This window comes from Pseudomonas sp. ATCC 43928, from assembly GCF_005938665.2.
Lineage (GTDB): Bacteria > Pseudomonadota > Gammaproteobacteria > Pseudomonadales > Pseudomonadaceae > Aquipseudomonas.
The window spans coordinates 3,206,554-3,229,467 of record NZ_CP041753.1 but is presented as its reverse complement, the minus strand read 5'-3'; the positions used below and the strand labels follow the sequence as shown (position 1 = coordinate 3,229,467).

The 22,914-nt window shown below is 59.7% G+C and carries 24 protein-coding genes; 17 read left to right on the top strand and 7 right to left on the bottom strand.

What is annotated here, in order from left to right:
* Positions 1 to 97 precede the first annotated feature (97 nt).
* The gene (locus tag FFH90_RS14820) at positions 98 to 1,024 is read left to right on the top strand and encodes a bifunctional 5,10-methylenetetrahydrofolate dehydrogenase/5,10-methenyltetrahydrofolate cyclohydrolase (protein ID WP_018929003.1); all 927 of its coding nucleotides are present in this window, start codon (positions 98 to 100) and stop codon (positions 1,022 to 1,024) included.
* Positions 1,025 to 1,082: 58 nt separating this feature from the next.
* Here FFH90_RS14820 and FFH90_RS14815 read toward each other — a convergent pair whose 3' ends face one another.
* Positions 1,083 to 1,601 carry an SgcJ/EcaC family oxidoreductase gene (locus FFH90_RS14815; protein ID WP_138867454.1) on the bottom strand — a complete coding sequence of 173 codons (519 nt, stop codon included), beginning with the start codon at positions 1,599 to 1,601 and terminating at the stop codon, positions 1,083 to 1,085.
* 172 nt (positions 1,602 to 1,773) lie between these two features.
* Here FFH90_RS14815 and FFH90_RS14810 point away from each other — a divergent pair, with 172 nt between their 5' ends.
* The 4 genes from FFH90_RS14810 to FFH90_RS14795 are packed head-to-tail and all read left to right on the top strand — an operon-like array spanning position 1,774 to position 6,390.
* Positions 1,774 to 2,958 (top strand): sensor histidine kinase, encoded by a 1,185-nt coding sequence (locus tag FFH90_RS14810; protein ID WP_018929001.1) that lies wholly within the window; start codon positions 1,774 to 1,776, stop codon positions 2,956 to 2,958.
* Positions 2,955 to 3,605: a response regulator transcription factor gene (locus FFH90_RS14805; protein WP_138867453.1), complete on the top strand. Its 651-nt coding sequence runs from the start codon at positions 2,955 to 2,957 to the stop codon at positions 3,603 to 3,605. The genes FFH90_RS14810 and FFH90_RS14805 overlap by 4 nt, the downstream gene beginning before the upstream one ends.
* Positions 3,602 to 5,929, top strand: a complete 2,328-nt coding sequence (locus FFH90_RS14800) for an ATP-binding protein (protein ID WP_138867452.1) — start codon at positions 3,602 to 3,604, stop codon at positions 5,927 to 5,929. The genes FFH90_RS14805 and FFH90_RS14800 overlap by 4 nt, the downstream gene beginning before the upstream one ends.
* Positions 5,926 to 6,390 carry a response regulator gene (locus FFH90_RS14795; protein ID WP_018928998.1) on the top strand — a complete coding sequence of 155 codons (465 nt, stop codon included), beginning with the start codon at positions 5,926 to 5,928 and terminating at the stop codon, positions 6,388 to 6,390. The genes FFH90_RS14800 and FFH90_RS14795 overlap by 4 nt, the downstream gene beginning before the upstream one ends.
* Here the strand turns inward: FFH90_RS14795 and FFH90_RS14790 are convergent.
* Positions 6,367 to 7,287, bottom strand: a complete 921-nt coding sequence (locus tag FFH90_RS14790; protein ID WP_086945588.1) for an alpha/beta fold hydrolase — start codon at positions 7,285 to 7,287, stop codon at positions 6,367 to 6,369. The genes FFH90_RS14795 and FFH90_RS14790 overlap by 24 nt on opposite strands.
* 285 nt (positions 7,288 to 7,572) lie before the next feature.
* Between FFH90_RS14790 and FFH90_RS14785 the strand changes: the two genes are divergently transcribed.
* On the top strand, positions 7,573 to 8,253 hold the full coding sequence (locus tag FFH90_RS14785; protein ID WP_138867451.1) for a glutathione S-transferase family protein: 681 nt from the start codon (positions 7,573 to 7,575) through the stop codon (positions 8,251 to 8,253).
* A gap of 120 nt (positions 8,254 to 8,373) precedes the next feature.
* Here FFH90_RS14785 and FFH90_RS14780 read toward each other — a convergent pair whose 3' ends face one another.
* The 3 genes from FFH90_RS14780 to FFH90_RS14770 all read right to left on the bottom strand — a co-directional run bounded on the left by FFH90_RS14780 (position 8,374) and on the right by FFH90_RS14770 (position 10,412).
* Positions 8,374 to 8,703, bottom strand: a complete 330-nt coding sequence (locus FFH90_RS14780) for a hypothetical protein (RefSeq protein ID WP_111453226.1) — start codon at positions 8,701 to 8,703, stop codon at positions 8,374 to 8,376.
* 75 nt (positions 8,704 to 8,778) lie between these two features.
* Positions 8,779 to 9,459, bottom strand: coding sequence for a phosphoribosyltransferase (locus FFH90_RS14775; RefSeq protein ID WP_111453225.1), 681 nt, complete (start codon positions 9,457 to 9,459; stop codon positions 8,779 to 8,781).
* A gap of 65 nt (positions 9,460 to 9,524) precedes the next feature.
* Positions 9,525 to 10,412 (bottom strand): universal stress protein, encoded by an 888-nt coding sequence (locus FFH90_RS14770; RefSeq protein WP_138867450.1) that lies wholly within the window; start codon positions 10,410 to 10,412, stop codon positions 9,525 to 9,527.
* A gap of 261 nt (positions 10,413 to 10,673) precedes the next feature.
* Here FFH90_RS14770 and FFH90_RS14765 point away from each other — a divergent pair, with 261 nt between their 5' ends.
* Complete coding sequence (locus FFH90_RS14765) at positions 10,674 to 11,897, top strand: DUF3422 domain-containing protein (RefSeq protein WP_026331625.1); 1,224 nt, start codon at positions 10,674 to 10,676, stop codon at positions 11,895 to 11,897.
* Between the two features lie 18 nt (positions 11,898 to 11,915).
* Here FFH90_RS14765 and cobF read toward each other — a convergent pair whose 3' ends face one another.
* Positions 11,916 to 12,671: a precorrin-6A synthase (deacetylating) gene (gene cobF / locus FFH90_RS14760; protein ID WP_138867449.1), complete on the bottom strand. Its 756-nt coding sequence runs from the start codon at positions 12,669 to 12,671 to the stop codon at positions 11,916 to 11,918.
* Complete coding sequence (locus FFH90_RS14755; protein WP_138867448.1) at positions 12,671 to 13,243, bottom strand: histidine phosphatase family protein; 573 nt, start codon at positions 13,241 to 13,243, stop codon at positions 12,671 to 12,673. Before FFH90_RS14755 ends, cobF begins: the two co-directional genes overlap by 1 nt.
* A 478-nt stretch (positions 13,244 to 13,721) precedes the next feature.
* Between FFH90_RS14755 and FFH90_RS14745 the strand changes: the two genes are divergently transcribed.
* The 10 genes from FFH90_RS14745 (at position 13,722) to FFH90_RS29980 (ending at position 22,799) form a co-directional block, all read left to right on the top strand.
* Entirely contained in the window at positions 13,722 to 14,576 is an 855-nt protein-coding gene (locus FFH90_RS14745; protein WP_018928989.1) for a MurR/RpiR family transcriptional regulator, read from the top strand.
* A 2-nt stretch (positions 14,577 to 14,578) separates the two neighbouring features.
* The gene (locus FFH90_RS14740) at positions 14,579 to 15,223 is read left to right on the top strand and encodes an isochorismatase family cysteine hydrolase (protein ID WP_138867447.1); all 645 of its coding nucleotides are present in this window, start codon (positions 14,579 to 14,581) and stop codon (positions 15,221 to 15,223) included.
* Positions 15,220 to 16,551, top strand: coding sequence for a glutamine synthetase family protein (locus tag FFH90_RS14735; RefSeq protein ID WP_138867446.1), 1,332 nt, complete (start codon positions 15,220 to 15,222; stop codon positions 16,549 to 16,551). The genes FFH90_RS14740 and FFH90_RS14735 overlap by 4 nt, the downstream gene beginning before the upstream one ends.
* Positions 16,535 to 17,287 carry an N-formylglutamate amidohydrolase gene (locus tag FFH90_RS14730; protein ID WP_111453219.1) on the top strand — a complete coding sequence of 251 codons (753 nt, stop codon included), beginning with the start codon at positions 16,535 to 16,537 and terminating at the stop codon, positions 17,285 to 17,287. The genes FFH90_RS14735 and FFH90_RS14730 overlap by 17 nt, the downstream gene beginning before the upstream one ends.
* Before the next feature lie 53 nt (positions 17,288 to 17,340).
* The gene (locus FFH90_RS14725; RefSeq protein WP_138867445.1) at positions 17,341 to 18,690 is read left to right on the top strand and encodes an APC family permease; all 1,350 of its coding nucleotides are present in this window, start codon (positions 17,341 to 17,343) and stop codon (positions 18,688 to 18,690) included.
* A gap of 119 nt (positions 18,691 to 18,809) precedes the next feature.
* Positions 18,810 to 19,826: an arginine N-succinyltransferase gene (locus FFH90_RS14720; protein ID WP_018928984.1), complete on the top strand. Its 1,017-nt coding sequence runs from the start codon at positions 18,810 to 18,812 to the stop codon at positions 19,824 to 19,826.
* 61 nt (positions 19,827 to 19,887) lie between these two features.
* The gene (gene astA / locus FFH90_RS14715; protein WP_111453218.1) at positions 19,888 to 20,922 is read left to right on the top strand and encodes an arginine N-succinyltransferase; all 1,035 of its coding nucleotides are present in this window, start codon (positions 19,888 to 19,890) and stop codon (positions 20,920 to 20,922) included.
* A 249-nt stretch (positions 20,923 to 21,171) separates the two neighbouring features.
* A complete protein-coding gene (locus FFH90_RS14710; protein WP_225602736.1) occupies positions 21,172 to 21,948 on the top strand; it encodes a hypothetical protein in 777 nt (258 codons plus the stop codon).
* A complete protein-coding gene (locus FFH90_RS14705) occupies positions 21,945 to 22,586 on the top strand; it encodes a transposase (protein WP_138867444.1) in 642 nt (213 codons plus the stop codon). The genes FFH90_RS14710 and FFH90_RS14705 overlap by 4 nt, the downstream gene beginning before the upstream one ends.
* A 36-nt stretch (positions 22,587 to 22,622) precedes the next feature.
* Positions 22,623 to 22,799, top strand: a complete 177-nt coding sequence (locus FFH90_RS29980; protein ID WP_168206166.1) for a hypothetical protein — start codon at positions 22,623 to 22,625, stop codon at positions 22,797 to 22,799.
* The last annotated feature ends 115 nt before the right edge of the window (positions 22,800 to 22,914 follow it).

Sequence of the window (22,914 nt, the reverse complement as noted above, 5' to 3'; positions counted from 1 at the left end):
GAGCACCCTTGCCTGCATGTCTCTGATGGATCATCGGCGCGTGAAGACGCCGCGATGATCACTTCACCCCCATTCAATCAAGACAACGGTGACTCTCTTGATCAGCAGCACCCCCACATTTGCCCGCGATATCGACGGCAAAGCCATTTCTGCCAAGGTTCTCGATGAGGTCCGGGAAGAGGTTCTGGCCCTGGCTGGCCAACAGATCTACCCCGCCCTGGCGGTCTTGTTGGTCGGCGACGACCCAGCCAGCCATGTGTATGTGCGCAATAAACTGCTGCGCGCCAAGGAAGTCGGTATCCGCTCCCTGGAATACCGCCTGCCGGAAACCGCCAGCCAGGCCCAGGTCCTGGAACTGATTGCACAACTCAATGCCGATCCCACGGTGAACGGCATCCTGGTGCAACTGCCCTTGCCGGCCCCTATCGATGAGCAGGCAGTGATTCATGCCATCGACCCGATCAAGGACGTGGACGGTTTTCACCGGGAAAACGTTGGCGGGCTGGTGCAAGGCATCGAAGTGCTGACTCCGTGCACGCCCAGCGGCTGCATGCGTCTGTTGCACGAAACCTGCGGTGATGACTTGAGTGGTTTGCACGCGGTGGTCATCGGCCGGTCGAACATCGTCGGAAAACCGATGGCGACCTTGCTGCTGCAGGCCAATTGTTCGGTCAGCGTGGTGCACTCGCGCAGCGTCGATGCCCCGGCATTGTGCCGGTTGGCGGATATCGTGGTCGCGGCGGTGGGCCGGCCAGCGTTGATCGATGCCAGTTGGCTCAAGCCCGGCGCGGTGGTGATCGATGTCGGCATCAACCGCATCACCAGCGAGTTCGGCAACCGTCTGGTGGGCGATGTCGACTACGCCAGCGCCCGCACCGTCGCCAGCGCGATCACCCCGGTGCCCGGTGGCGTCGGGCCGATGACCATTGCCTATCTGTTGAAGAACACCTTGATCGCCAGCCGGTTGCAACGCGCGGCACAGGCTCGCGGGCAGCAGCCCGAAGACGACCTGGCGTTAAACTGAGCACAATGCAAACGGCCCACCTGAGTGTGGGCCGTGTCGGTTTTGCACATCCTCTTGTTTATTTCCCCGCGTGCAACACCTGCGTTTGCGGCATCGCCGAAGAGTGGTGGTTGAGAATCTTCCACTGACCGCCCACCTGCTCATAAACGAAGGTGTAGCGTGCCTGCACCTGACGGGTCTTGCCATCGGCTTCGGTCAACGTAAAGGTGTAGACGCCACTGTCCATGGCCACCTTGGCGCCCAATGGGCGGATCTCACGGAAGTTGATCAGCCCTACCGGCTTGAGCGCCATGAAGTGATCGAAGTAGTCCTTGATCTGTGCCGGCGTGGTGCGCACCTGATTGGAAACCGTCGGTTGCAGCACCGCGTTCGGCGCATACAGGTCGACCACGCTCTGAACATTGCCACTCTTCAACGCGCTGTTCCAATGGTCAAACAGGGCGGCGATTTCACGATCCTTTGCGTTGGTCGGTTGCTGCGCCACGCTGCTGTAAACGTAAGGCACCGCTTCCAACGCCTGAGCCAACGGGGCGGTCAGGGCGAATAACAGGGCGATGGTCGAGGTCTTGAATTTCATTGCGCTATTCCAATGATGGTCGATGGGCACACTGTGCCGCCCTGAACGCGGCCCGCCATCGGCCAACCGGAGCCATTTGCCTATGCCATTCGGCAGATAGCGCCCTGCCCTGCTAACAAGGTTTAATGACGCCCCTGCCCGAACGGGCGTGCCCGCGCCGGAACCTGCCCCCATGCAAAACCCTGATCATGACCCCGGTAGCGCCCTGGCCATTCGCACTCAATATCGGCAGTCGCAAAGTCGCGCCGCGCGGCTGCGACTGCTGGTGGATACCGGCCAGGAGCTGACCCAACTGGCTCCCGAGGCCATGCGCCAACGGGTGCTGCAACGGGCCTGCGCCTTCCTGGCGATGGACCATGCGCTACTGCTGGAATGGGACATGGATGCGCAGGTCCGGACCACCGCCAGTCACGGCAGCCGTGATCGTTTGCACAGCCTCGAGCACCTCGCCGACACCGCAATGTGCGCACCGCAATGGCAGGAACAGCCGAGCGCGGATCTGCCCAATGTGTTGCGGGTGCCTTTACGCGGTGGCGATGGTGCCGCCTTCGGTGCGTTGGTGCTGGCCAACAGCGTCAGCATCAGCGCACCGGACACTGAAGACCTCGAATCCCTGCAACTGCTCGCCACCCTGCTCGCCGCGCACCTGGAAAACCAGCGCTTGCTCGACGCATTGGTGGCCCGCGAGCGCACCATGTCCGATCTGGTCCACAGACTGTTCCGGGCACAGGAAGACGAACGCAAACGCATGGCCTACGACCTGCACGACGGCCTGGCACAAACCCTTGCCGGGCTGCATCAGCGCCTGCAAGGTTTTGCCGGTCGCTGCCCGCCATTGCCCGATGAACTCGGTGCGGACTTACAGACGATTCTTCAACTGGCCCAGCATTGCGTCGGTGAAGGCCGGCAATTGATCCGTGGCCTGCGTCCGACGGTGCTCGACGACTTTGGCTTGCTGAAAGCGGTCGACAAAGAGGCCGATCGCCTGCGCGAGGCCGGGATCAAAGTGAACTGGAGTGCACGTTGCGAAGCACGTTTGCCCAGCCAGGTGGAGATCGCCCTGTTCAGGATCGCCCAGGAAGGCATCAACAATATTCTCAAACATGCGCAGGCCAGCCACGTCGTGCTGGCGCTGCAACTGCATGACGGACACGCCTCGCTGCGGGTGGACGATAACGGCCAGGGCTTTGCCATGGAACAACCCCTCGATACCTGCGGCGCCCGGCACCTGGGGCTTGCCGCGATGCAGGAACGCGCGAGCCTGCTGGGCGGCGAGTTCACCTGCATCAGCCATGCGCACGGCGGAACGCAACTGCGCGCCACCGTCCCCTCCGGCCTGAATGGAACCCCTCAATGACTGACGTTATACGACTGGTGGTCGCGGACGACCATGAAGTCACGCGCACCGGCTTCGTCTCGTTGCTCGCCGGCCTGACGCAATTCGAAGTGGTCGGCCAGGCGTGCAATGGCCAGCAAGCACTGGACTTATGTGAACGTCTTTTGCCCGACATCGTCATCCTCGACATCCGCATGCCGGTGCTCAACGGGCTGGGCGCCGCACGCCTGCTTCAAGAGCGCCTGCCGAGCCTGAAAGTGATGATGTTCACCATGGACGACAGCCCCGATCACCTTGAAGCCGCCATGAACGCCGGCGCCGTGGGCTATCTGCTCAAGGATGCCAGTCGCCACGAAGTGATCGACGCCTTGCAACGTGTCGCCGCCGGCGAGCAGGCCCTCAACAGTTCAGTCAGCGCGCAGTTGCTGCGCCGCCTGACCGAGCGCAACGCCAGCGGCGCTGCCCCCGTAACCCTGACCCCACGGGAACGCCAGGTGCTGGGGCTGGTGGCCAGCGGCATGAGCAACCGTGAAATAGGCGCAAAGCTCGGCATCACCACCGGCACGGCCAAGGCCCACGTGGAACGGGTCATCAGCAAACTCGGCGCCGCCGACCGCACCCAGGCCGCTGTGCGTGGCATTGCGCTGGGTCTGGTGACCCAGTCATGAAAGCGTCAAGCGCCCGCCGCTGGGCCGATCTGCCGTTACGCGGCAAAGCCCTCGTGGTGATTTCCCTGCCGTTGGTGATTCTGTTGCTCTCGCTGGTGCTGATCTACACCACCGAACGGCAGACCGCGCGCGCGGAAGAAGACGTGCGCCGCGTGTTGCTGGTGCAAGGCGATATTCAGGCGGTGCACACCCTGCTCGCCGAGGCCGCCGCCAGCGTGCGCGGCTATCTGCTGACCCATCGCGAGGATTTCCTGCCAGGTTACCGGCAAGCCAAGCCCCTGATCGAATCGGCCCTGCAGCGGCTCGACCGCAACGTTCGCGATCAGCGGGTGCGTAAACATCTGGAGGCGATCACGCCGCTGATCGACACCAAGGTCGAAGGTCTGGTTGAACTGCTCGATGATCGCAACGCAACCCCAGAGTCGATCACCACGATCCTGATCAACAACAAACATGTCCTCGACGAATTACGCGAACGCATCAGCGCCATGCGCACGCTTGAGGACACCCTGCTGGCCGAGCGCACCGCAGCGGCGGCCTCCACTCGACAGCGCCTGTTGTTCTCCACCTTGCTGGCCGCCGTTTGCGGGTTGTTCGGCGCCATTGTCGCGGTGCTGTTTCTGTCCAAAGGCATCGTCGCCCGAGTGCAGCAGGTTCAGCGCAACGCCCAACGGCTGGCACTCGGTCAGCCGTTATTGCCGCAACCGCCGGAGAACGATGAGATCGGTCAATTGGGCACGCGCCTGGTCGAGGCCGGGATGTTACTGGCCGAACGCGAACGAGCCTTGCGCGACAACGAAGAACGCTTGCGGCTGATCATCGACGGGGTGAAGGACTACGGTATTTTCGCCCTCGACACACGCGGCTTCGTCACCAGTTGGAATGCCGGCGCCGAACGGATCAAGGGCTACACCGAACAGGAGATCGTCGGCCAGCATTTCTCGGTGTTTTATCTGCCGCAAGAATGTCCGCAGCATCCCGACATGGCGCTGCGCGAGGCCACACGCAATGGTCATTACATGGAGGAGGCCTGGCGTTGCCGCAAGGATGGCAGCCGCTTCTGGGCCAGTGTGGTGATTACCGCGCAGTACGACAGCAGTGGCGCCCTGCGCGGGTTCTCCAAGATCACCCGCGACATCACCGATCGCCGTGTTGCCGAGATCGCGCTAAGTACTGCGCGGGAAGAAGCGGAACGCGCCAGCCGCGCCAAAAGCGAGTTTCTGTCGCGCATGAGCCACGAACTGCGTACTCCGCTCAACTCGATTCTCGGCTTCGCGCAACTGCTGGATATGGATTCGCCCAAAGGGCAGCGGGCGCAGATCGGTCACATCCTGCGGGCCGGGCAACACCTGCTGACCCTGATCAACGAAGTGCTGGACATCGCCAAGATCGAAGCCGGGCGGCTGCCGCTCAACGTTGAGGCTGTGCCCCTGGCGGTGGTGCTGCAAGAAGCCCTGACGCTGGTGTCGCCCATGGCCTGCGACGCCGGCATTCAACTGGTGGAACTGCCGATGCTGGCCGCCGACAGCGGGATCGTCGCCGATCGGCAACGGCTGGTTCAGGTGCTGCTGAACCTGTTGTCCAACGCGATCAAATACAACCGGCCCCAGGGTCAGGTGCACATTGAGGTCAGGGTTCATCAACAACGAATTGCAGTATCGGTCTGCGATACCGGCAAGGGCATTGCAGCTGATCGGCAGGACCAACTGTTCAAGCCGTTCGAACGCCTGGAGACCGACCCGAACGTTGAAGGCACGGGCCTCGGCCTGGCGTTGAGCAAAAGTCTTCTGGAAATGATGAACGGCAGCCTGACCGTCAAAAGCCAACCCGGCAACGGCTCCAGTTTCACCCTGGAGCTACCCTTCGAACGATTGCCGTCAACCACTGAGCCACCTGCGGCACTGATCAGCCCGCCAACCGCAACACCCGCCCTCGCCGCCCCCGATTACCAGGGCAAAGTGCTGTGCATCGAAGACAATCTGTCGAGCCTGGCTCTGATCGAAACCCTGCTGCAGCGACGGCCACACATCCAGTTGCTCTCAAGCATGCAGGGGCAAATGGGCCTGGACCTGGCCCGGCAACATGCACCGCAGCTGATTTTGCTGGATGTGGCGCTGCCGGATCTTGACGGTTTCAACGTTCTGCAGCGCTTGCGTCTGTCCTCCAGCACCCGCGCCACGCCCGTGCTGATGATCACCGCCGATGCCAGCGACCTCACGCACCAGGCCTTGCTGGAAGCAGGAGCGACCGCGGTGCTGACCAAGCCGATTCATATTCCTTCATTCCTCGCCCATCTTGACCAGCACCTACCGGAGCCCGTGTGAACACCGACCTGCGCATTCTGATCATCGACGACCAACGACCCAACCTCGATTTGATGGAGCAGTTGCTGGTCCGCGAAGGCCTGACCAATGTACTGAGCAGCACCCAGCCGCTGCGAACCCTGGACCTGTTCAACAGCTTCGAGCCGGATCTGGTGATTCTCGACCTGCACATGCCGGAGTTCGACGGCTTTGCCGTGCTCGAACAGCTCAACCGGCGCATTCCAGCCGGCGAATACCTGCCGATCCTCGTGCTCACCGCCGACGCCACCCGCGATACCCGCCTGCGCGCGCTGGCCCTGGGCGCCAAGGACTTCATCAGCAAGCCATTGGACGCCCTGGAAACCATGCTGCGGGTCTGGAACCTGCTAGAGACCCGCGCACTGTATAAAGCCCTGCGCACGCTGGTCCCTGCGGATCAAATCGAGTTGCTGCGTCAGTTAAGGCCGCAGCCAGTTAGCTGATTGCAGGGGCGGAATCACTGACGATTTGCCGCTGAAAGCCGGATTGCGTAGCTGGCTTGGCGTCTTCACGACTGGCGGCTGCAGAAAGCCCAGCAAGGCCCGCTGCGTGTCATGCCAGGCCGTGGGGTGTTCCATGTCGAGGAAATGCCCGGTGTTCTCGATGGTCTGAAACTGCGCCTTGGGGGTATGCGCCGCAAACAGACGGGCGTCTTCCACCGAGGTGTACTCGTCCCATTCACCATTGATAAACAGCAGCGGGACTTCGATGGCATCGGCACAAGACACGTAGCAGTGGGTGTCCTGGGTCAGCACCTCATTGACGTGGAAATGCATCTGACGGTATTCGTGTTCGTCCAGGCTGCTGACATGGCGCTCATTGAAACGCTTGAACAGCGACGGCAGGTGCTTGCCGATCGTGCTGTTGATCAAACGCCCGACGTTGCGCCGATCGCAGGCATGGAGAAAGTGCCGCCCGCTCTCCAGATACTCACGCATCGGTGTGTTGATCCGCGCGGCGAATGAACTGATCACCGCCTTTTCGATCCGGCGGGGCCGCTGGGCCAGCGCTACCAAGGTCGCCGCGCCGCCCCAGGAAAAGGACAGCACATGCTGGGCGCGAAAGTGCTCGATCAACTCCAGCAGTATTTCGGCCTCGTCTTCCTTGCGGATCGGTTGGTCATGCCGGTTGTGTTGTTTCGATTGACCGGCGTAGGGCTGATCGTAGAGAACCACATTGAAGCGTGGCCGCAGGTAACGCACCGTTTGCGCAAAGGATGCGGTCGTTGCCAGCGAGCCATTGACCAGAATGATCGTCTTGTCAGCAGCGGCGTTGAGATAGTGCTCGGTATAAACCTTGTACTTCTTACCAATCTCGACGATGGCAGTTTTCGGCATCATTTCATTCTATTCCTTGAACAAATTGGACCAGACACACAGCGTGATCGACTGTCCGGCTTCCTCCGGGCAAGCCTGACAGCACAAACCAGCGACAACGGTACAAGGGCGCTGAGATGAACGCCATGACCAATGAGTCACAACCCGACCAGCGGTTTCCAGTTAAGCAGGAATTCTCCCGTGTGCAAGCTCACAAGCTCGAAAGCATCTGCCCAGACGCTTCGCCGGCATCAGCCTATGCTTGTTGATTGCCCCACCCTTTTCATCTGCCCAACAAGGAGTTGAAAAATGTCGCTAACGCTTTACTACCATCCGCTGTCGTCGTACTGCCACAAAGTGCTCATCGCGCTTTACGAAAACGGCATCAAGTTCGACAGAAGAATCATCGATCTCACGGACGCCGCCGACCGCGCAGAGCTTCAGGCATTGTGGCCAATCGGAAAATTCCCGGTACTTCGCGATCATGCTCGTCAACGTAATCTGCCGGAGTCCAGCGTCATCATCGAGTACCTGGATCGCCTGTATCCAGGTGAACAGCGCCTGGTTCCGGACGATTGGGAGACCGCGTTGGAGGTGCGCTTATGGGACCGGTTTTTCGACAATTATCTACAAACGCCGGTCCAACAGATTGTCAGTGATCGACTACACGCGACCAACGGTGATTTGACCAGGGAACGGGCCACACTTGCGACGGCGTACGGCATGCTCGAGCGCCGAATGGCGTCCAGGATCTGGGTGGCCAGCCCGGACTTCAGCCTGGCCGATTGTGCCGCCGCCCCGGCGCTGTTCTATGCCTGCACACTGGTGCCGTTCCCCGACGACTACCAGCACTTGAGCGCCTATTTCGACCGGTTGATACAGCGACCGTCATTCCTGCGTGTGATCGACGAAGCCAGGCCCTGGTTTTCGTTTTATCCGTTTGCGGATCGCCTTGCACAACGGTTTCGTGAGGCGCCGGATAATGCATGACCAGTCATTGGCCGCAATGCGATCCGTAGACAACCCGGCGTTTGCGATGTTGCTGAAGGGGATTCGCAAGGCTGTGCGGGAGGGATGGGGGTCGTAGGAACGGCCCCTGCGACCGGCGGTTTACCGTTGCGCCAACTCATGCCGGATGCATTGCTCATAATACGTTTGCTTGATGCCGGCAGGCTTGAGACGCGAAGGGCTGTTATAGGTTTGCTCCGTGATGCCCATGGCCGTCATGCGCATCCACGGCCGGGGAAACTTGCGCGATTGCAGCTTCTTGCGTGCTCCGTAAAGCGTAAGCCCGGAAAGTTTCGAGGCTTGCGCGCCCTCGGCTATTTCCGAGCCCCAGCTGCATACATAGCGAGAGTTCTTGCTCAGTTCCTTTGCCTGGGCTCCAAACGAGATAACCACCAGGACAAACGTTGCAGTCATCCATACCAAAGTCCGCATATCGCCAATGCCTAACCTGCTGAAAAGAAAGCGAGTTTGACAACGAACCAGAGATCGGGGGGCCAGCAGTTTGCCTCATTTCATCACTGATTCTCTCTGCCAGGCCCGATGTAAAAGATCGATGACTTCCTGGTCCGACGTCTGAGTAAAGTCCGTGTACCAATGGCCGATCGATACCAGCCAATCGGGGGTGAGCGGGCAAATCAGCTCGTCCACTTCGTCGCGCAGTGCCTCTGCCGTTTCCATGGGGGCCACCGGCACGGCGACGACGATGCGCGATGGTGCTTGCAAGCGCACGGCCTGTATCGCAGCCATCATCGTGGCCCCTGTCGCCAGGCCGTCGTCGATCAGAATCACCACCTGATCCTTGAGTGCCAAAGGCCCGCGGGATACCCGGAATAGCTGCTCGCAACGCAACATTTCCTGCGTTTCCTTCGCCACCACCGCGTCGAGCGTACGCTGGTCGATGCCGTTAGCCCGCAGCGCATCGTCATTGACGATTTGAATACCACCGCTGGCGATAGCACCCATGGCGAATTCCTGGTGGGACGGCACCCCGAGCTTGCGGACCAGCATCAGGTCCAGGCGAACCTCCAGGGCCGTGGCCACTTCATAGGCGACCGGTACGCCGCCACGGGGCAAGGCCAGGACGATGACATCGGCTCTTTTAGCGTATTTAAGCAACGGTTCCACCAGGCTTCGGCCGGCATCAACCCGGTCATGCAAGATGGTTTGCAATGAAGGACTGTGATTCATCTGAAAACCTCCCTGGGGTAGGAACCCCGAAACGGGCAAGTCAATTTCGCCAAGGATGCTTGCGACTACACCGCCAGAACGCTGCAAGGCACCTGGTACAAAATATGTTCGGTCGTGCTGCCGAGCAGTTTCTCCAGGCTGCCGTACTGTGTTCTACCCATCACGATCACATCTATCTGGTGTTCGTGGGCGAACTCACTCAGCGCCGACACCGGATGCCCCGTGATGAAATGCCGGCATTCAGGGGGCACGCCGAACCGGGTGGCCAACTTGAGGAATGAGGTTTCCAGGTCCTTGCGCAATTCCCGGGTAAGCTCCGATAGCGTCAGGCCACCGCCCAGATCCGCCAGAAAAGCGGCCGGGATGTCACATGCGTACAGCAGATGCAACTCGGCATTGCATTGCAGCGCAAGGGTAGATGCCTGCAGGATGATCCGGTCATTGAGTTCGCTGTTCGAAGGCTCGGTATCGACAACATCAACCGCGGCCACCACCTTCTGCGGCAAGGCATGGCTTTCGGCGCCCACCAGATAGACCGGCACCGGACAATGGCGCAACAATCGCCAGTCCAGCGGCGTAAAGAACGCGCGCTTGAGCACGGGCTCATGCTGGACTTGCTTGATCAACAGATCGGGGTGCATTTCCGTGACGTGATCAAGGATGTCCTGGCGCATGTTGTCGGCCCAGGCGACCTCGGTTGTCACCTCGATCCCCCTGCCCTGCATTTTTTCCGCCTGTTCCTTGAGCCAGTCGCGGTGTTCCTGCAGGTAGCTCGCCCGAGCCACTTTCCGGTCGCCTTCTTCAAGTAACGAGAGAATGTCCAACGAGGGGATCAGCGCCGCAATATGCAAACTCGCCCCGCTGGCCTTGGCCACGGCAGCAGCATGGTTGAGCGCGGGAGACTGGCGCAGGAGCGGGTTGATGATCAGTAATAACCGTTGATACTGGCTCATGATCTGACTCCAGACAGCGATAGCGTTTTCGCCAGGTCAACACAACCCGGCTTCAGCCCAGACTCCCCCCTTAAAGCCTCTTGGGCCTTGATTCATATCAATTCCCTGTGGGCGTCATTGAAGGTGCCCACTTGGGAAAGAATAGTTCACAACGGTGTTGTGGAAATGCCCACCGGATGGTCGATGGCTCGGGTTTGTTTGTGACCCAAGAATCGGTCTCCCAGTCCCAAGAACAAACAACTCCAACATGGCCTCGACAGCATGCACCCGCAAAGACTGACCCTGCACAATGAGTTGCACGCGCGCCCTTCGCTGTATTTCGACGAGCCCGCCCACGTGTTTCATCTGGCGTTTCTGGCTAATGACGGGCAATGCGACACCCTGCTGAGTCGCTGCTGCCCCGGCCCCGTCGACCCGGATGCGGCCCAGGGCATCACCCGGCTGGAGGGGCATGCCTTGAAATGGGAGCGACACGCGGAGTTCCTGACGCTGACACTGGTGGTGCCCTCCTCCAGTCAGGAGCCTGACTGGAGCCAGCCCCCCAAGACCTTGATGGACCGCGTCGAACCCTTCATGCAGCACGTGATCAACGCCGTGCAGATTGTGGTGCGCAACGATGCGTCTTTTTCCGGCGATCTGTCGGTTTATGGATTCAAAGACCCTTGCGGCTCATGCATAGGCGGTGGCGATGCGACGGTCTGGAGCGATTTTCGCCTGAGCGAGGACGGCACCAACCGTTTCCTGTTCGTCAACAAGCGCCTGAATGCCTATCGCCAAGGCCGGATGATCCGCCGTCTGCTGGAAATCGAAACCTACCGCATGATGGCGTCGCTTTCCCTTACCACCGCGAAAACCTTGAGCGCTCAGCTCAACGTCTTCGATAAGACATTGGTCAACCTTTCGGAACGTAACGCCGGCCCCGATACCGGCAATGCAAAAGCGTTGTTGACTGATATCGCCAGTCTGTCGGCGCAAGTGGTCAGCAGCACCGCGAAAACTAGACACCGCTTCAGCGCCACCCAAGCGTATGCCCAGCTGGTTTTCGAGCGTTTGGGCGAACTCAGGGAAACTCACGTGGGCGATTGCCAGCGACTCGGGATCTTCATCGAAAGACGCTTCAAACCTACCGTCAGGTACTGTGACGTCACCGAACAACGCCTGGAGCAACTGGCCAAAAGCGTGGCCAACCTCGGGGATCTGCTGCAGGCGCGGGTGCAGGTTGAAATGGAAGAACAGAACTCGGAAATCCTGAGCAGCCTGAACGCTCGCGCCGATACCCAAATCAAAATCCAGCGCGCGGTCGAAGGCTTGTCGATTATCGCCATCACCTATTATTTGCTGAGCCTGTTCAAGCTGTTCTACTCGGGCCTGCACACCCTGGGCGCGGACATTTCCGCGCGGGACGCCATGCTGGCCATGACCCCGCTCGCGCTGTGCATCCTGCTGTTTATTTTGATCAGGATCAGAAAGGCCAAAGAACACTGATCAATCGGTTGGCGGCGTTCAAGGCTTGCGCAACAGGTAGGTATCCATGATCCACCCGTTGGCCAACCGCGCCGCCTTGCGCACCCGCTCAATTTCATCGGCCACGTCTTTGAGCTTGCCGCTGATCAGGATTTCATCCGGCGTCCCCAGATAGGCCCCCCAGTAAATGTCTATCTCCTGATCAGCCACGTGATGGTAGGCATCTTGCGCATCCAGCATTACCACCAGGCTGTCGGCATCGCTTACCTGGCCGGCCGCCAGCCGTCGGCCGGTGGTGATTTCAATCGAGCGGCCGATGCTGTTCAGCGGCACCTTATGTTGCGCCGCCAGCGCCTGCACGCTGGTGATGCCGGGAATCACCTCGAACTCGAACACACAACGACCAGACGCCAGAATCGCCTGCAGGATCCGAATGGTGCTGTCGTACAACGCCGGATCGCCCCACACCAGAAAACCGGCGCACTGGTCGTCGGTCATTTCCTCATCGATCAGTCGCTCGAACGTCTGCTGCTTGGCACGGTTCAGGTCTTCGACGCTGGCGTTGTAGTCCACTTCGCCGCGCTCACGCTCAGGGCTATTGGCTTCAACGAAGCGGTAGTCGCGATCGGTGATGTAGCGCTCGCAGATCTCGCGACGCAGATCGATCAGTTTGTCTTTGCTCTGGCCCTTGTCCATGAGGAAAAACACGTCGACCCGGTTCAGCGCCTTCACCGCCTGCATCGTGATGTAGTCGGGGTTGCCGGCGCCGACACCAATGACCAGAAGTTTTTTCATCACAGCGCTCCTTCAGGGTCCATGCCCATCAAGCGTAGCCGCCAGCGACCGTTGAACCGCAATTCGATGGCCGACAACGGTTCGACGTCGATCTGGTTGAACGCCGCACCCTGCAATACCTGCATCAGCGCGGCGCGAATGACAAACGGATGAGTGATGGCAACGATATGCTCCGGTGTCGCCTCAAGGGTCTTCAACCACGCGGCTACCCGCTCACCGAGCTGCGCCACCGATTCTCCACCGTGGGGCGCCGACGTCGGATCGCTGAGCCAGGTCTGAAGCGTCTCGGGTTCGGATGTTTGCAAGTCGTCGATCGACGTGCCCTTCCAGCGTCCGAAATCGCAATCCCCCAGTGCCGTGACAATCTCCACGTTGTCGCCAAACAGCTCAGCGGTTTGCCGGGTCCGCCGTTCAGGGCCGCAGAGTACACGGGGGGCTCGCTTGAACAGACGACAGCGCGAGCCCTTCGCCGATTGCCAATCCATTTCCACGGGTTCATTCGTAGGAAAACGCGCCAGTTTCTGTGCGACGGTTCGAGCGTGACAAATCAGGGTCAAGCGGGTTGCCTGCACGAAGGTTCTCTCTGTCGATGGGATTAAAGATGGCGCGATGCCACGAACGATCGGCTCATTGTGCCGCAAGAGGCGCACTCTGGGCGCCTTCCTTGTAGCAGCTGCCGAGCCTGCGAGGCTGCGTTCGGCCGCGTAGCGGTCGTAAAATCAGGCACTGTGATCCGTCAGGCACACTGTGCACTCAGGGTTTACGACTGCTTCGCAGCCGAACGCAGCCTCGCGAGCTCGGCAGCTGCTACGGCGTGGGCTCACAACGCCCATTTTATTCCTGAGCTGGGTCGATATCTCACACCTCTATGGGCGATGTCCTACAAAGCCTGTCGACATCCACTCAGCCCCGCACGCACGGGGGTTTTGCCCCATTTTAGTGCTTTCAAAATCCGCACAAAAATTCACTAGACATGTAGCACACGTTACATAAATACTAATTTAGCGTTTTATGAAATGAAACCGACATACCCATCCAGCAGGAGCCCGGATGCCCCCTCTCAGAGACCTGATCACCGAGCCCGGCCTGGACTTCACGCCGTCGGAACGCAAAGTCATACGTGCCTTGCTGGACCAGTACCCGCGTAACGGGCTGGGCCCGATGTCACGCTTGGCCGAACATGCCGGTGTCAGCGATCCGACCATCGTGCGGCTGGTAAAAAAGCTGGGTTTCAGCGGTTATGCCGACTTTCAGGAAGCCTTGCTCAGTGATATGGATCACCGCCTGCGCTCCCCCAGCACCCTGTTGCAGCCCCGCGCCCAACTCAAAAAAGATGACCCCTGGAGCCATTATCTGGCAGACAGCCATCGGGCACTGGTAGAAACCCAGGCCCTTACCCAGCCAGAAGATGTGCGGATTCTGGTGGAGTGGCTGCTCGACACCCGCCACCAGGTCCACTGCTTTGGCGGTCGCTTCAGCAGTTTCCTCGCCAACTATTTGCTCAATCACCTGCGCCTGTTGCGGCCCGGCTGTTTCGCCCTGGAAGACAACGCCCAGTTACCGGACCGGTTGTTTGACGTGCAGCGTCAGGACGTATTGCTGGTGTTCGACTATCGCCGCTATCAGTCCCAGGCCCTGCGGGTCGCCAATGCCGCGAAGAGCCGACATGCGCGTGTCGTGCTGTTCACCGACATCTACGCATCACCGCTGCGGGAAATAGCTGACCTGATCATCAGCGCACCGGTGGAATCGGCGTCGGCCTTCGACTCGATAGTGCCGGCGCTGGCCCAGGTTGAAGCACTGATTGCCTGCCTGACCCTGCGTAGCCCCGATCTGGCCGATCGCCTGGAAGGTATCGATGCCCTGCGAGCCGACTTCGACACTCACCTGCTGGAGGATAAATAAGGATGTTCATGCTCCCCCACCATTCGCCCCGGGACTTGCCGTTTGCCGCCGACCACACCGCGCTGTTGCTGGTGGACATGCAACGTGCCTGGCTCGAACCGCAGTTCGACCCACACCTCAACGAACCGGATGCCGACTACTTCCTGACCCGCGCCCGCACGCAGGTGGTGCCCAATCAACGCAGGCTGCTCAATGCCTTTCGCAGCGCCCGGCAAAACGTGTTGCACACACTCATCGAAAGCCTCACCGCCGATGGCCGCGACCGTTCGCTGGACCACAAACTCTCGGACATGCACCTGCCCAAGGGCAGCCCGCAAGCGCAAATCATCGAAGAGCTGACGCCGACCGAAAACGAAATCGTGCTGCCCAAGACCTCTTCCGGGGTGTTCAACTCCACCAGCATTGACTACGTGCTGCGCAACCTTGAAACCCGCCACCTGATCATCGCCGGCATCGTCACCGACCAATGCGTCGACATGGCCGTGCGCGACGCCGCCGACCGCGGGTATCTGGTAACGCTGGTCGAAGATGCCTGCGCCACCTACACCGAACAGCGGCATCACGCCTGCCTGAACGCCATCAAGGGCTACTGCTGGGTCACCGACACCCAGACTGTGCTTGGCCGGTTGCAGGAGATCCAGCCATGAGCGAACGCCTGTCACCCCTGCCCATGACCACCATTGTCACCACCGACCTGATCGGCGTGACACGCGGCCGTTCCTTCCCCACCGACGAACTCGATGCCTATCAAGTGGCCGGTTGCGGCTGGGTGCCGGCCAATAGCGCCCTGACCCCGCAAGACATCATCGCCGCCAGCAACCCTTGGGGCGCTTATGGGGATTTACGGCTGATTCCCGACTTGAGCAGCCGGGTGACCGTCAACAACGGCCCGGATGCCGACGCTCCGGCGCTGGACTTCATTCACGGCGACATTCGCGAAACCGATGGCCGTCCGTGGGGCGCCTGCCCTCGTACGCTGTTGCGCAACGAGGTGGCGCGCTATCGCGATGAGCTGGGGTTGCAGGTCAACGCCGCGTTCGAACACGAATTCAACCTCGACAGCGGCGCGGCGCAGCACCTGGCGTTCTCTCTGGAAGCCCAGCGCCAAGGCGCCGAATTCGGCGGCTGGCTGCTCAGTGCACTGCGAGCTGGCGGCGTCGAACCGGAAATGTTCCTGCCGGAATACGGCAAGCACCAATACGAAATCACCTGCCGCCCGGCCCTTGGTGTCGCCGCCGCCGACCGCGCGGTGAATGTGCGCGAGATCACCCGTGAGATCGCCCGGCAAATGGGCCTCAGCCTGAGTTTCGCCCCCAAGACGGCCGAGCATGCCGTGTGCAACGGCGTGCATTTGCACGTGAGCCTGCAAGACATGGCCGGCCAACCGGTGATGTATGACGCCGGCACCGCCAACGGCCTGTCGACCCTCGGCCAGCATTGGGCTGCCGGCGTTCTGCATTACTTGCCGGCGCTCTGTGCGTTCACCGCGCCAACGCCGATTTCCTATGAACGCTTGCAGCCCCATCACTGGAGCGCTTCCTACGCCTGCCTCGGCCAACGCAACCGCGAAGCGGCGCTGCGGATTTGCCCGACCGTCAGCCTGGGCGGCAAATCCGTGGCGATGCAGTACAACCTGGAATTTCGCGCCATGGACGCCACCGCCTCACCGCACCTGGCCATGGCTGCATTGCTGATCGCCGGGCGCCTGGGTATCGAGCAGCGCCTGGCGTTGAACGCCATCACCGATGAAATCCCCGACTCCCTGAACGAAGAGCAACGTCAGGCCCGCGGCATCGTCGCCCTGCCCGCGTCGCTGTCCCGGGCACTGGATTGCCTGCGCAACAGCGAGGCGCTGATCGAAGCCCTGCCGAGCGCGTTACTGGACACCTACTTCGCCCTGAAAACCGAGGAACTGACGCTGACGGAACAGCTCTCGCCCGCCGACCTCTGTGAGCACTATGCGCGCCTGTACTGAATCCGCCGAACTGGGCCTCTACACCCGGCCTGCCTACACCCTGAGCCGGGAAGCTTCCGAGCACCCGCTGATTCTGGTGTGTGAACACGCCAGTCGTTTTATCCCGGACCGGTTAAACGACCTGGGCCTGAGCGAGGAAGCCGCCCGCGAACACATCGCCTGGGACATCGGCGCCCTGGCGCTGGCCGAGGGTTTGGCCGAAGCACTGGGCGCGACCCTGTTGGCGGCCAACTATTCGCGGCTGTTGATCGACCTCAACCGCCCGCGCCACGCGCCGGACAGCATTCCGTTGCAGAGCGAGATTTATCAGGTGCCGGGCAATCGCGATCTGGACGAGGCCACCCGTGAATACCGCCGGCACTGCCTGTTCAAACCGTTTCATGCACGCCTGCAAACCTTGATCGACGCCCGTGTGGAGCAAAATAAACCGGTTCGAGTGGTGGGGATTCACAGTTTCACGCCGATATATTACGGCCAGCCACGATCGCTGGAAGTCGGCGTGTTGTACGGCCAGGCCACGGAATACGCCCAGCGAATGATCGACGGCCTGAGCCGGCACCCATTGAAAGTCGCCGGTAATCAGCCATACAAAGTCGATCCGCTGGGTGACATGACCGTACCGGTTCACGGCGACGCACGCGGGCTGGACTCGGTGCTGATCGAGGTGCGCAACGACCTGCTGCGCACCTCTGAGGACGTCAGTCGCTGGACCGACTATCTGGCGCCACTGCTATAGCAACAGCTTCAAACTCGCAGCGTGTAGCTGCTTATATCAAGGAGAACGGCTTCATGGACATTGAAGAATTCGGCTACAGGCAAGAGTTGAAACGTAGCCTGTCACTGACCGACCTGGTGGTGTACGGGATGATCTTCATGATCCCCATCGCTCCGTTCGGCGTGTATGGTTACGTCAACGCCGAAGCACCCGGCATGGTGCCGCTGGCCTACATCATCGGCATGGTGGCGATGCTGTTCACCGCCCTCAGTTACGGCAGCATGGCCCGGGCCTTTCCGGTGGCGGGCTCGGTGTATTCCTACGCACAACGCGGCCTCAACCAACATGTCGGGTTTATCGCCGGCTGGCTGATGCTGCTCGATTACCTACTGATTCCGCCGCTGCTCTACGTATACGCGGCGATGGCGCTGAATCATTTGTACCCGGACATCCCGAAAGTCGGTTTCATCCTGGCCTTTCTGGTCAGCGCCACTTTCGTCAACCTGCGGGGCATCACCTTCACCGCGCGGATGAACATCATCTTCCTGCTGGCGCAACTGGTGGTGCTGGGGATCTTCCTGTTCTACGCCTGGACTGCCTTGCACAGTGGCGGCGGTAACGGTCAGCTGACCCTGGCGCCGCTGTACAACCCCGAAACCTTCAACTTCGCCCTGCTGATGCAAGCGGTGTCGATTGCGGTGCTGTCGTTCCTCGGTTTCGATGCCATTTCCACCCTCGCCGAAGAGATCAAGGGTGATCCGGGCCGCAGTGTCGGCAAGGCTGCGCTGATTACGCTGCTGGTGATGGGCGTGATCTTCGTCGTGCAGACCTGGATCGCCACCGACCTGGCCGCCGGCCTGGGCTTCAAGTCCGCCGACACCGCGTTCTATGAAATCGCCGAAATCGCCGCCGGTAGCTGGCTGGCCACCCTGACCGCCGTGGCCACCGCGCTGGCCTGGGGTGTGGCGGTCGCCATCACCTCCCAAGCGGCGGTTTCGCGACTGCTGTTCGGCATGGCCCGAGACGGCAAACTGCCAAAAGTGCTGGCCAAAGTGCACCCGAAACACAACACACCGTACTTGAGCATTTATCTGGTGGCGGTGCTGTCGCTGGTGATCTGCTACCTGTTCATCAACTCGGTGGACATCCTCACCTCCCTGGTGAACTTCGGCGCCCTGAGCGGCTTCATGCTGCTGCACCTGACCGTGATCAACTACTACTGGCGCCGGCAGCAATCCGGCCAGGTGATCCGTCACCTGATCTGCCCGGTCATCGGCTTCATCATCGTCGCGGCCATCATGTACAACATGGGCGTCGATGCGCAGAAACTCGGCCTGATCTGGATTGCCCTGGGCCTGGTCTATCTGTTCTTCCTCAACAAACTGGGTGCCAGCACCGCACTGCCCGACCCAAGCAACGGCTGACAAGAAAAAGAGCAACGTCTGACATGATTTCAGGCGACTGCCGATTTTACGCGTGGAAACCGACAGTGATAGTCAGGTTCGGTGCAAGCCGCCGAACCCTTTGATACAGGAGTATGTCCATGCTGGTCTTACGTCCAGTCGAGTTAACCGACCTGCCCCAGTTGCAGCAACTGGCGCGTGACAGTCTGGTGGGGGTCACGTCCTTGCCGGACGACACCGAACGCCTGAGGGAGAAAATTCTCGATTCCTGTGCTTCGTTCGAAAAAGACGTCCAGGGCCAAGGTCCGGAGAACTATTTCTTCGTGCTGGAAAACCTGACGACTCGCCGTCTGGTCGGCTGCTCGGAAGTGCTCGCCACCGCCGGGTTCGGCGAGCCGTTCTACAGTTTGCGCAACCGCCATTTCACCAGCGCCTCACGGGAGCTGAACATCGAGCATGGGGTGCCGGCGTTGTCGTTGTGCCAAGACCTCAGCGGTCACTCTTTGCTACGCGGTTTCCATATCGACTCGGCACTGGAGCGCACGCCATTTTCCGAGTTGCTGTCCCGGGCGCGGCTGCTGTTCATCGCCGCCCACCCGGCACGTTTTGCCGAAGCGGTGATCACCGAGATCGTCGGTTACAGCGACGAACAGGGGCAATCGCCGTTCTGGGATGCGCTGGGCAAGCATTTCTTCGATTTGCCTTACGTCGAGGCCGAGCGGCTTTGCGGCCTGCAGAGCCGGACATTCCTCGCAGAATTGATGCCGCAATACCCGATCTACGTGCCGATGCTGTCGCAGGCTGCACAAGATTGCATCGGCCGGATCCACCCCGATGGCCAGGAGGCCTTCGACATTCTGGAGCGCGAAGGCTTCGAGACCAACAGCTACATCGACCTGTTCGACGGCGGCCCGACGCTGTACGCCCGCACCTCAAGCATTCGTTCCATCGCCCAGAGCCAGGCCGGCACGGTGCAAACGGGCTCGCCCATCGACGCCCGTGGCAGTTACCTGGTGAGCAACGATTCGTTGAAGGACTACCGCGCCATCGTCGCCGAGCTGGACTACAGCGCCGGGCAACCTATCGCCTTGAGCGCCGAGATGTGCGCGGCCTTGAACGTGACCGACGCCAGTGCGATCCGGCTGATCGCCCTGTGAGCGACAACCGGCCCCGAGCCCAACGACAGCGCCCGAGCAGGCGCGAAGAAGGAGCTGCATCATGATTTTGCGCCCGGTTCAAATGACCGACCTGCCCGCTTTACTGGATTTGGTACAACGGGCCGGCCCCGGGTTCACTACCCTGCCAGCCAACGAAGAGCGCCTGACCCACCGGGTGCGCTGGGCCCAGCGGACTTTCGCCGGACAGGTCGAGCGCGCGGATGCCGACTACCTGTTTGTGCTCGAAGACGATGATCAGCAAGTGGTTGGCGTCAGTGCCCTGATCGGGGCCGTCGGTCTGCGAGAGCCCTGGTACAACTACCGGGTCGGGCTCACGGTCAGTTCATCGCCGGACCTGGGTATTCAGCGCCAGATCCCCACGTTGTTCCTCAACAACGAAATGACCGGGCAATCGGAAATCTGCTCGTTGTTCCTGCGACACGATCAACGTTATGGCAGCAATGGTCGATTGCTGTCGCTGGGGCGTCTGCTGTTCGTTGCCGAATTCCCCCAGCTGTTCGGCGACAAGCTCATCGCCGAACTGCGCGGCAGTGCCGACGAACATGGCTGCTCACCGTTCTGGGACAGCCTGGGCCGGCACTTCTTCAAGATGGATTTCAGCCATGCCGATCACTTGTCGGGGCTGGGCAGCAAAGCGTTCATCGCCGAACTGATGCCGCGCCAGCCGCTCTACACCTGCCTGCTTACCGAACAGGCCCAGGCGGTGATCGGCAAGCCCCACCCCAACACCGAACCGGCGCTGAAGATCCTCACCGCCGAGGGGTTTGCCCATAAGGGTTACATCGACATATTCGATGCAGGCCCGGTGATCGAAGCCCCGGTGTCGAGAATCCGCGCGGTGCGCGACAGCCAATCACTGGTGCTGGCCATCGGCACGCCCGACGACCAGGCTCCGGTATGGCTGATCCACAACCGTCGCCTGGAAAACTGCCGCATCACCACCGCTCGGGCGCGGCTGGTGGGCAATAGCCTGGTGGTCGACCGCCTCACCGCGAAACGCCTGCAATTGCAACCCGGCAGCTCGGTCCGTGCGGTGCTGATGCGCAACCAACAGCAGCAGGCTGTGGCGGCGTAAGCGGTCAGTAGAGTTTGAACGCATCATCCCGCGGCACCCGCTAGCCCTCAGCCGTCAGCCGTCAGCCGTCAGCCGGGCGACAGGTTTCCCGGAATTGCGCATAAGCCGCGGCAAACTTCAGCTTCATCACTATCAATCAACACATCAAATAACAACTAACAACATAAACTAACAATCGCCAAATTGCGTTTAAGCGAAGCCTTCCTCCATACTCCAAAGACATTAACCAATCACGCAATGTAGCGCCTCATGATCAGATCTTTAATTTCCAAAAAACTTCACCTGACCGAAATAACCTCACTCATTAAAACTTTCGACATGACAGCAGAAGTCAAAGACCTGATCAGCAACTTGAACGCTCAACCAGAGTTCACTACAACCGTTTCTCGTCGTGCAGCGATCATGAACATTACTAACCCGCACACAGGGACCATCACGCTGCATTACACCGACATCGGCAACATCAGCATCAAGACACCACAATCCCGATCAGCACCGTCACCGCTGTACTCAGTTCCCGGACAATGTGTTTTGTTTGCGATCAAAAACCAGTCTTTCATGACCCATCGATACACCATTGAAGATAACCGCCTGATAATGAACGACACCATCATCGTTGATGAAAACAACCCATTGGCGATCGATGGTACACAGACATTATTCCACTGCGCTCCAATAACCCAAGGGCACCCTGCATTTATTGGCAGTATCAACCTGCCAGACAGAAGTGCAGATATCAGTGTGTTTGATCGTACCTCGTTGCGCAAAATTGCCTGGTTCCCGCATGACGATAGCGCCGCACGTTATCTGGTGAGCCTTGAGTTGCTAGAAGCCGCCCAAGATCCCGGGGGCGAGAAAGTGGCAGAAGAGTTGATTTATCACTACCACCCCGCCGTGGCATGGAAGGCGTTTCAGGTGCTTTACCAAGCCAACCGGCAGGCCGCGCTGCATTACATACCGCTATTGAGAAATCTGCAAAACCGTCGCCTTGACCATTTGCTCGATCAGTTCAAGGAAGCGGCATGAAACTGAAGACATTTATTGAGCGTATGTCGGCTTACGATCTGCAACGTGACAAGCCAAGAATAATTGACGATCTACGTCGACTGGCTACAAACCGCACATTGCTGAGCGAGCACCTTTATACCGCCATACAGAGCGAAGGTTTCAGTACCCGAAACAAACTTTATAGCGCTTATGCATTTGTACTTCACTACAACGAACTGTTTACTGTTCGCCTGGGATTCTGGTCGCCGGTCACGTCACAAGACGAAAGCGAAACATTCATCTATAAACTGAACCACACCCACGATTTTGAACTCTACGCGGTGGGTTACAGCGGCGATGGGTATACAACTATCACCCGAAAAATACTTGATCACACGCCGCCAAGAGTCGGAACAAGACCCACTCTGGGTGAAGAACAGGTACTTAAACTTGCGCCCGGTGAAGTTCTGCACATGCTTCCACTGCAAGATGTACACAGACAACTTCCGCCTCAAACAATGTCCGCATCGCTGAGCTTGCTTATCCACCCTCAGCGTTCGGTTAAAACCGGAGAAGCCTGGTGCTTTGACGAAAACCATATGCCGACTTACCCCGGCATAGCTACGCAGGAAACAGCGCTCTTTGAAGATACGCTGTCACTGCTTCAATATGGGTAGTCATTCGCTATCCAAATAAAACTAAAGGAAAACTGTATGAACAAGCCAATGAATAACTGGAACGAAACCCCACTGCTACGCGCAGCTACCAACGTGATCAACACCCCGGTCAAGACCACTATGGAAGCCCCGTGCTCCGGTTTCATGCCTCGCTATAACGTGGGCAATATCCACGAAATCAAACAAATCTGGAGTGTGCCAACCAAAGGCTGAAAGCGCTCTCGTTAAACGTACTACCAGGCTGCAGACAGAAAAGGTCTGCAGCCTTTTTTTAATCTAGCAATGGCATTGACGAAAATACCGCTTCCACCGACAAATTCGTCATCAT

Bases quoted from the DNA above. Each gene is read 5' to 3' on its own strand.
- FFH90_RS14815 (WP_138867454.1), bottom strand. From the start codon at position 1,601: ATGAAATTCAAGACCTCGACCATCGCCCTGTTATTCGCCCTGACCGCC.
- FFH90_RS14810 (WP_018929001.1), top strand. From the start codon at position 1,774: ATGCAAAACCCTGATCATGACCCCGGTAGCGCCCTGGCCATTCGCACT.
- FFH90_RS14805 (WP_138867453.1), top strand. From the start codon at position 2,955: ATGACTGACGTTATACGACTGGTGGTCGCGGACGACCATGAAGTCACG.
- FFH90_RS14800 (WP_138867452.1), top strand. From the start codon at position 3,602: ATGAAAGCGTCAAGCGCCCGCCGCTGGGCCGATCTGCCGTTACGCGGC.
- FFH90_RS14790 (WP_086945588.1), bottom strand. From the start codon at position 7,287: ATGATGCCGAAAACTGCCATCGTCGAGATTGGTAAGAAGTACAAGGTT.
- FFH90_RS14785 (WP_138867451.1), top strand. From the start codon at position 7,573: ATGTCGCTAACGCTTTACTACCATCCGCTGTCGTCGTACTGCCACAAA.
- FFH90_RS14780 (WP_111453226.1), bottom strand. From the start codon at position 8,703: ATGCGGACTTTGGTATGGATGACTGCAACGTTTGTCCTGGTGGTTATC.
- FFH90_RS14775 (WP_111453225.1), bottom strand. From the start codon at position 9,459: ATGAATCACAGTCCTTCATTGCAAACCATCTTGCATGACCGGGTTGAT.
- FFH90_RS14770 (WP_138867450.1), bottom strand. From the start codon at position 10,412: ATGAGCCAGTATCAACGGTTATTACTGATCATCAACCCGCTCCTGCGC.
- FFH90_RS14765 (WP_026331625.1), top strand. From the start codon at position 10,674: ATGCACCCGCAAAGACTGACCCTGCACAATGAGTTGCACGCGCGCCCT.
- cobF (WP_138867449.1), bottom strand. From the start codon at position 12,671: ATGAAAAAACTTCTGGTCATTGGTGTCGGCGCCGGCAACCCCGACTAC.
- FFH90_RS14745 (WP_018928989.1), top strand. From the start codon at position 13,722: ATGCCCCCTCTCAGAGACCTGATCACCGAGCCCGGCCTGGACTTCACG.
- FFH90_RS14740 (WP_138867447.1), top strand. From the start codon at position 14,579: ATGTTCATGCTCCCCCACCATTCGCCCCGGGACTTGCCGTTTGCCGCC.
- FFH90_RS14735 (WP_138867446.1), top strand. From the start codon at position 15,220: ATGAGCGAACGCCTGTCACCCCTGCCCATGACCACCATTGTCACCACC.
- FFH90_RS14730 (WP_111453219.1), top strand. From the start codon at position 16,535: ATGCGCGCCTGTACTGAATCCGCCGAACTGGGCCTCTACACCCGGCCT.
- FFH90_RS14725 (WP_138867445.1), top strand. From the start codon at position 17,341: ATGGACATTGAAGAATTCGGCTACAGGCAAGAGTTGAAACGTAGCCTG.
- FFH90_RS14720 (WP_018928984.1), top strand. From the start codon at position 18,810: ATGCTGGTCTTACGTCCAGTCGAGTTAACCGACCTGCCCCAGTTGCAG.
- astA (WP_111453218.1), top strand. From the start codon at position 19,888: ATGATTTTGCGCCCGGTTCAAATGACCGACCTGCCCGCTTTACTGGAT.
- FFH90_RS14710 (WP_225602736.1), top strand. From the start codon at position 21,172: ATGATCAGATCTTTAATTTCCAAAAAACTTCACCTGACCGAAATAACC.
- FFH90_RS14705 (WP_138867444.1), top strand. From the start codon at position 21,945: ATGAAACTGAAGACATTTATTGAGCGTATGTCGGCTTACGATCTGCAA.
- FFH90_RS29980 (WP_168206166.1), top strand. From the start codon at position 22,623: ATGAACAAGCCAATGAATAACTGGAACGAAACCCCACTGCTACGCGCA.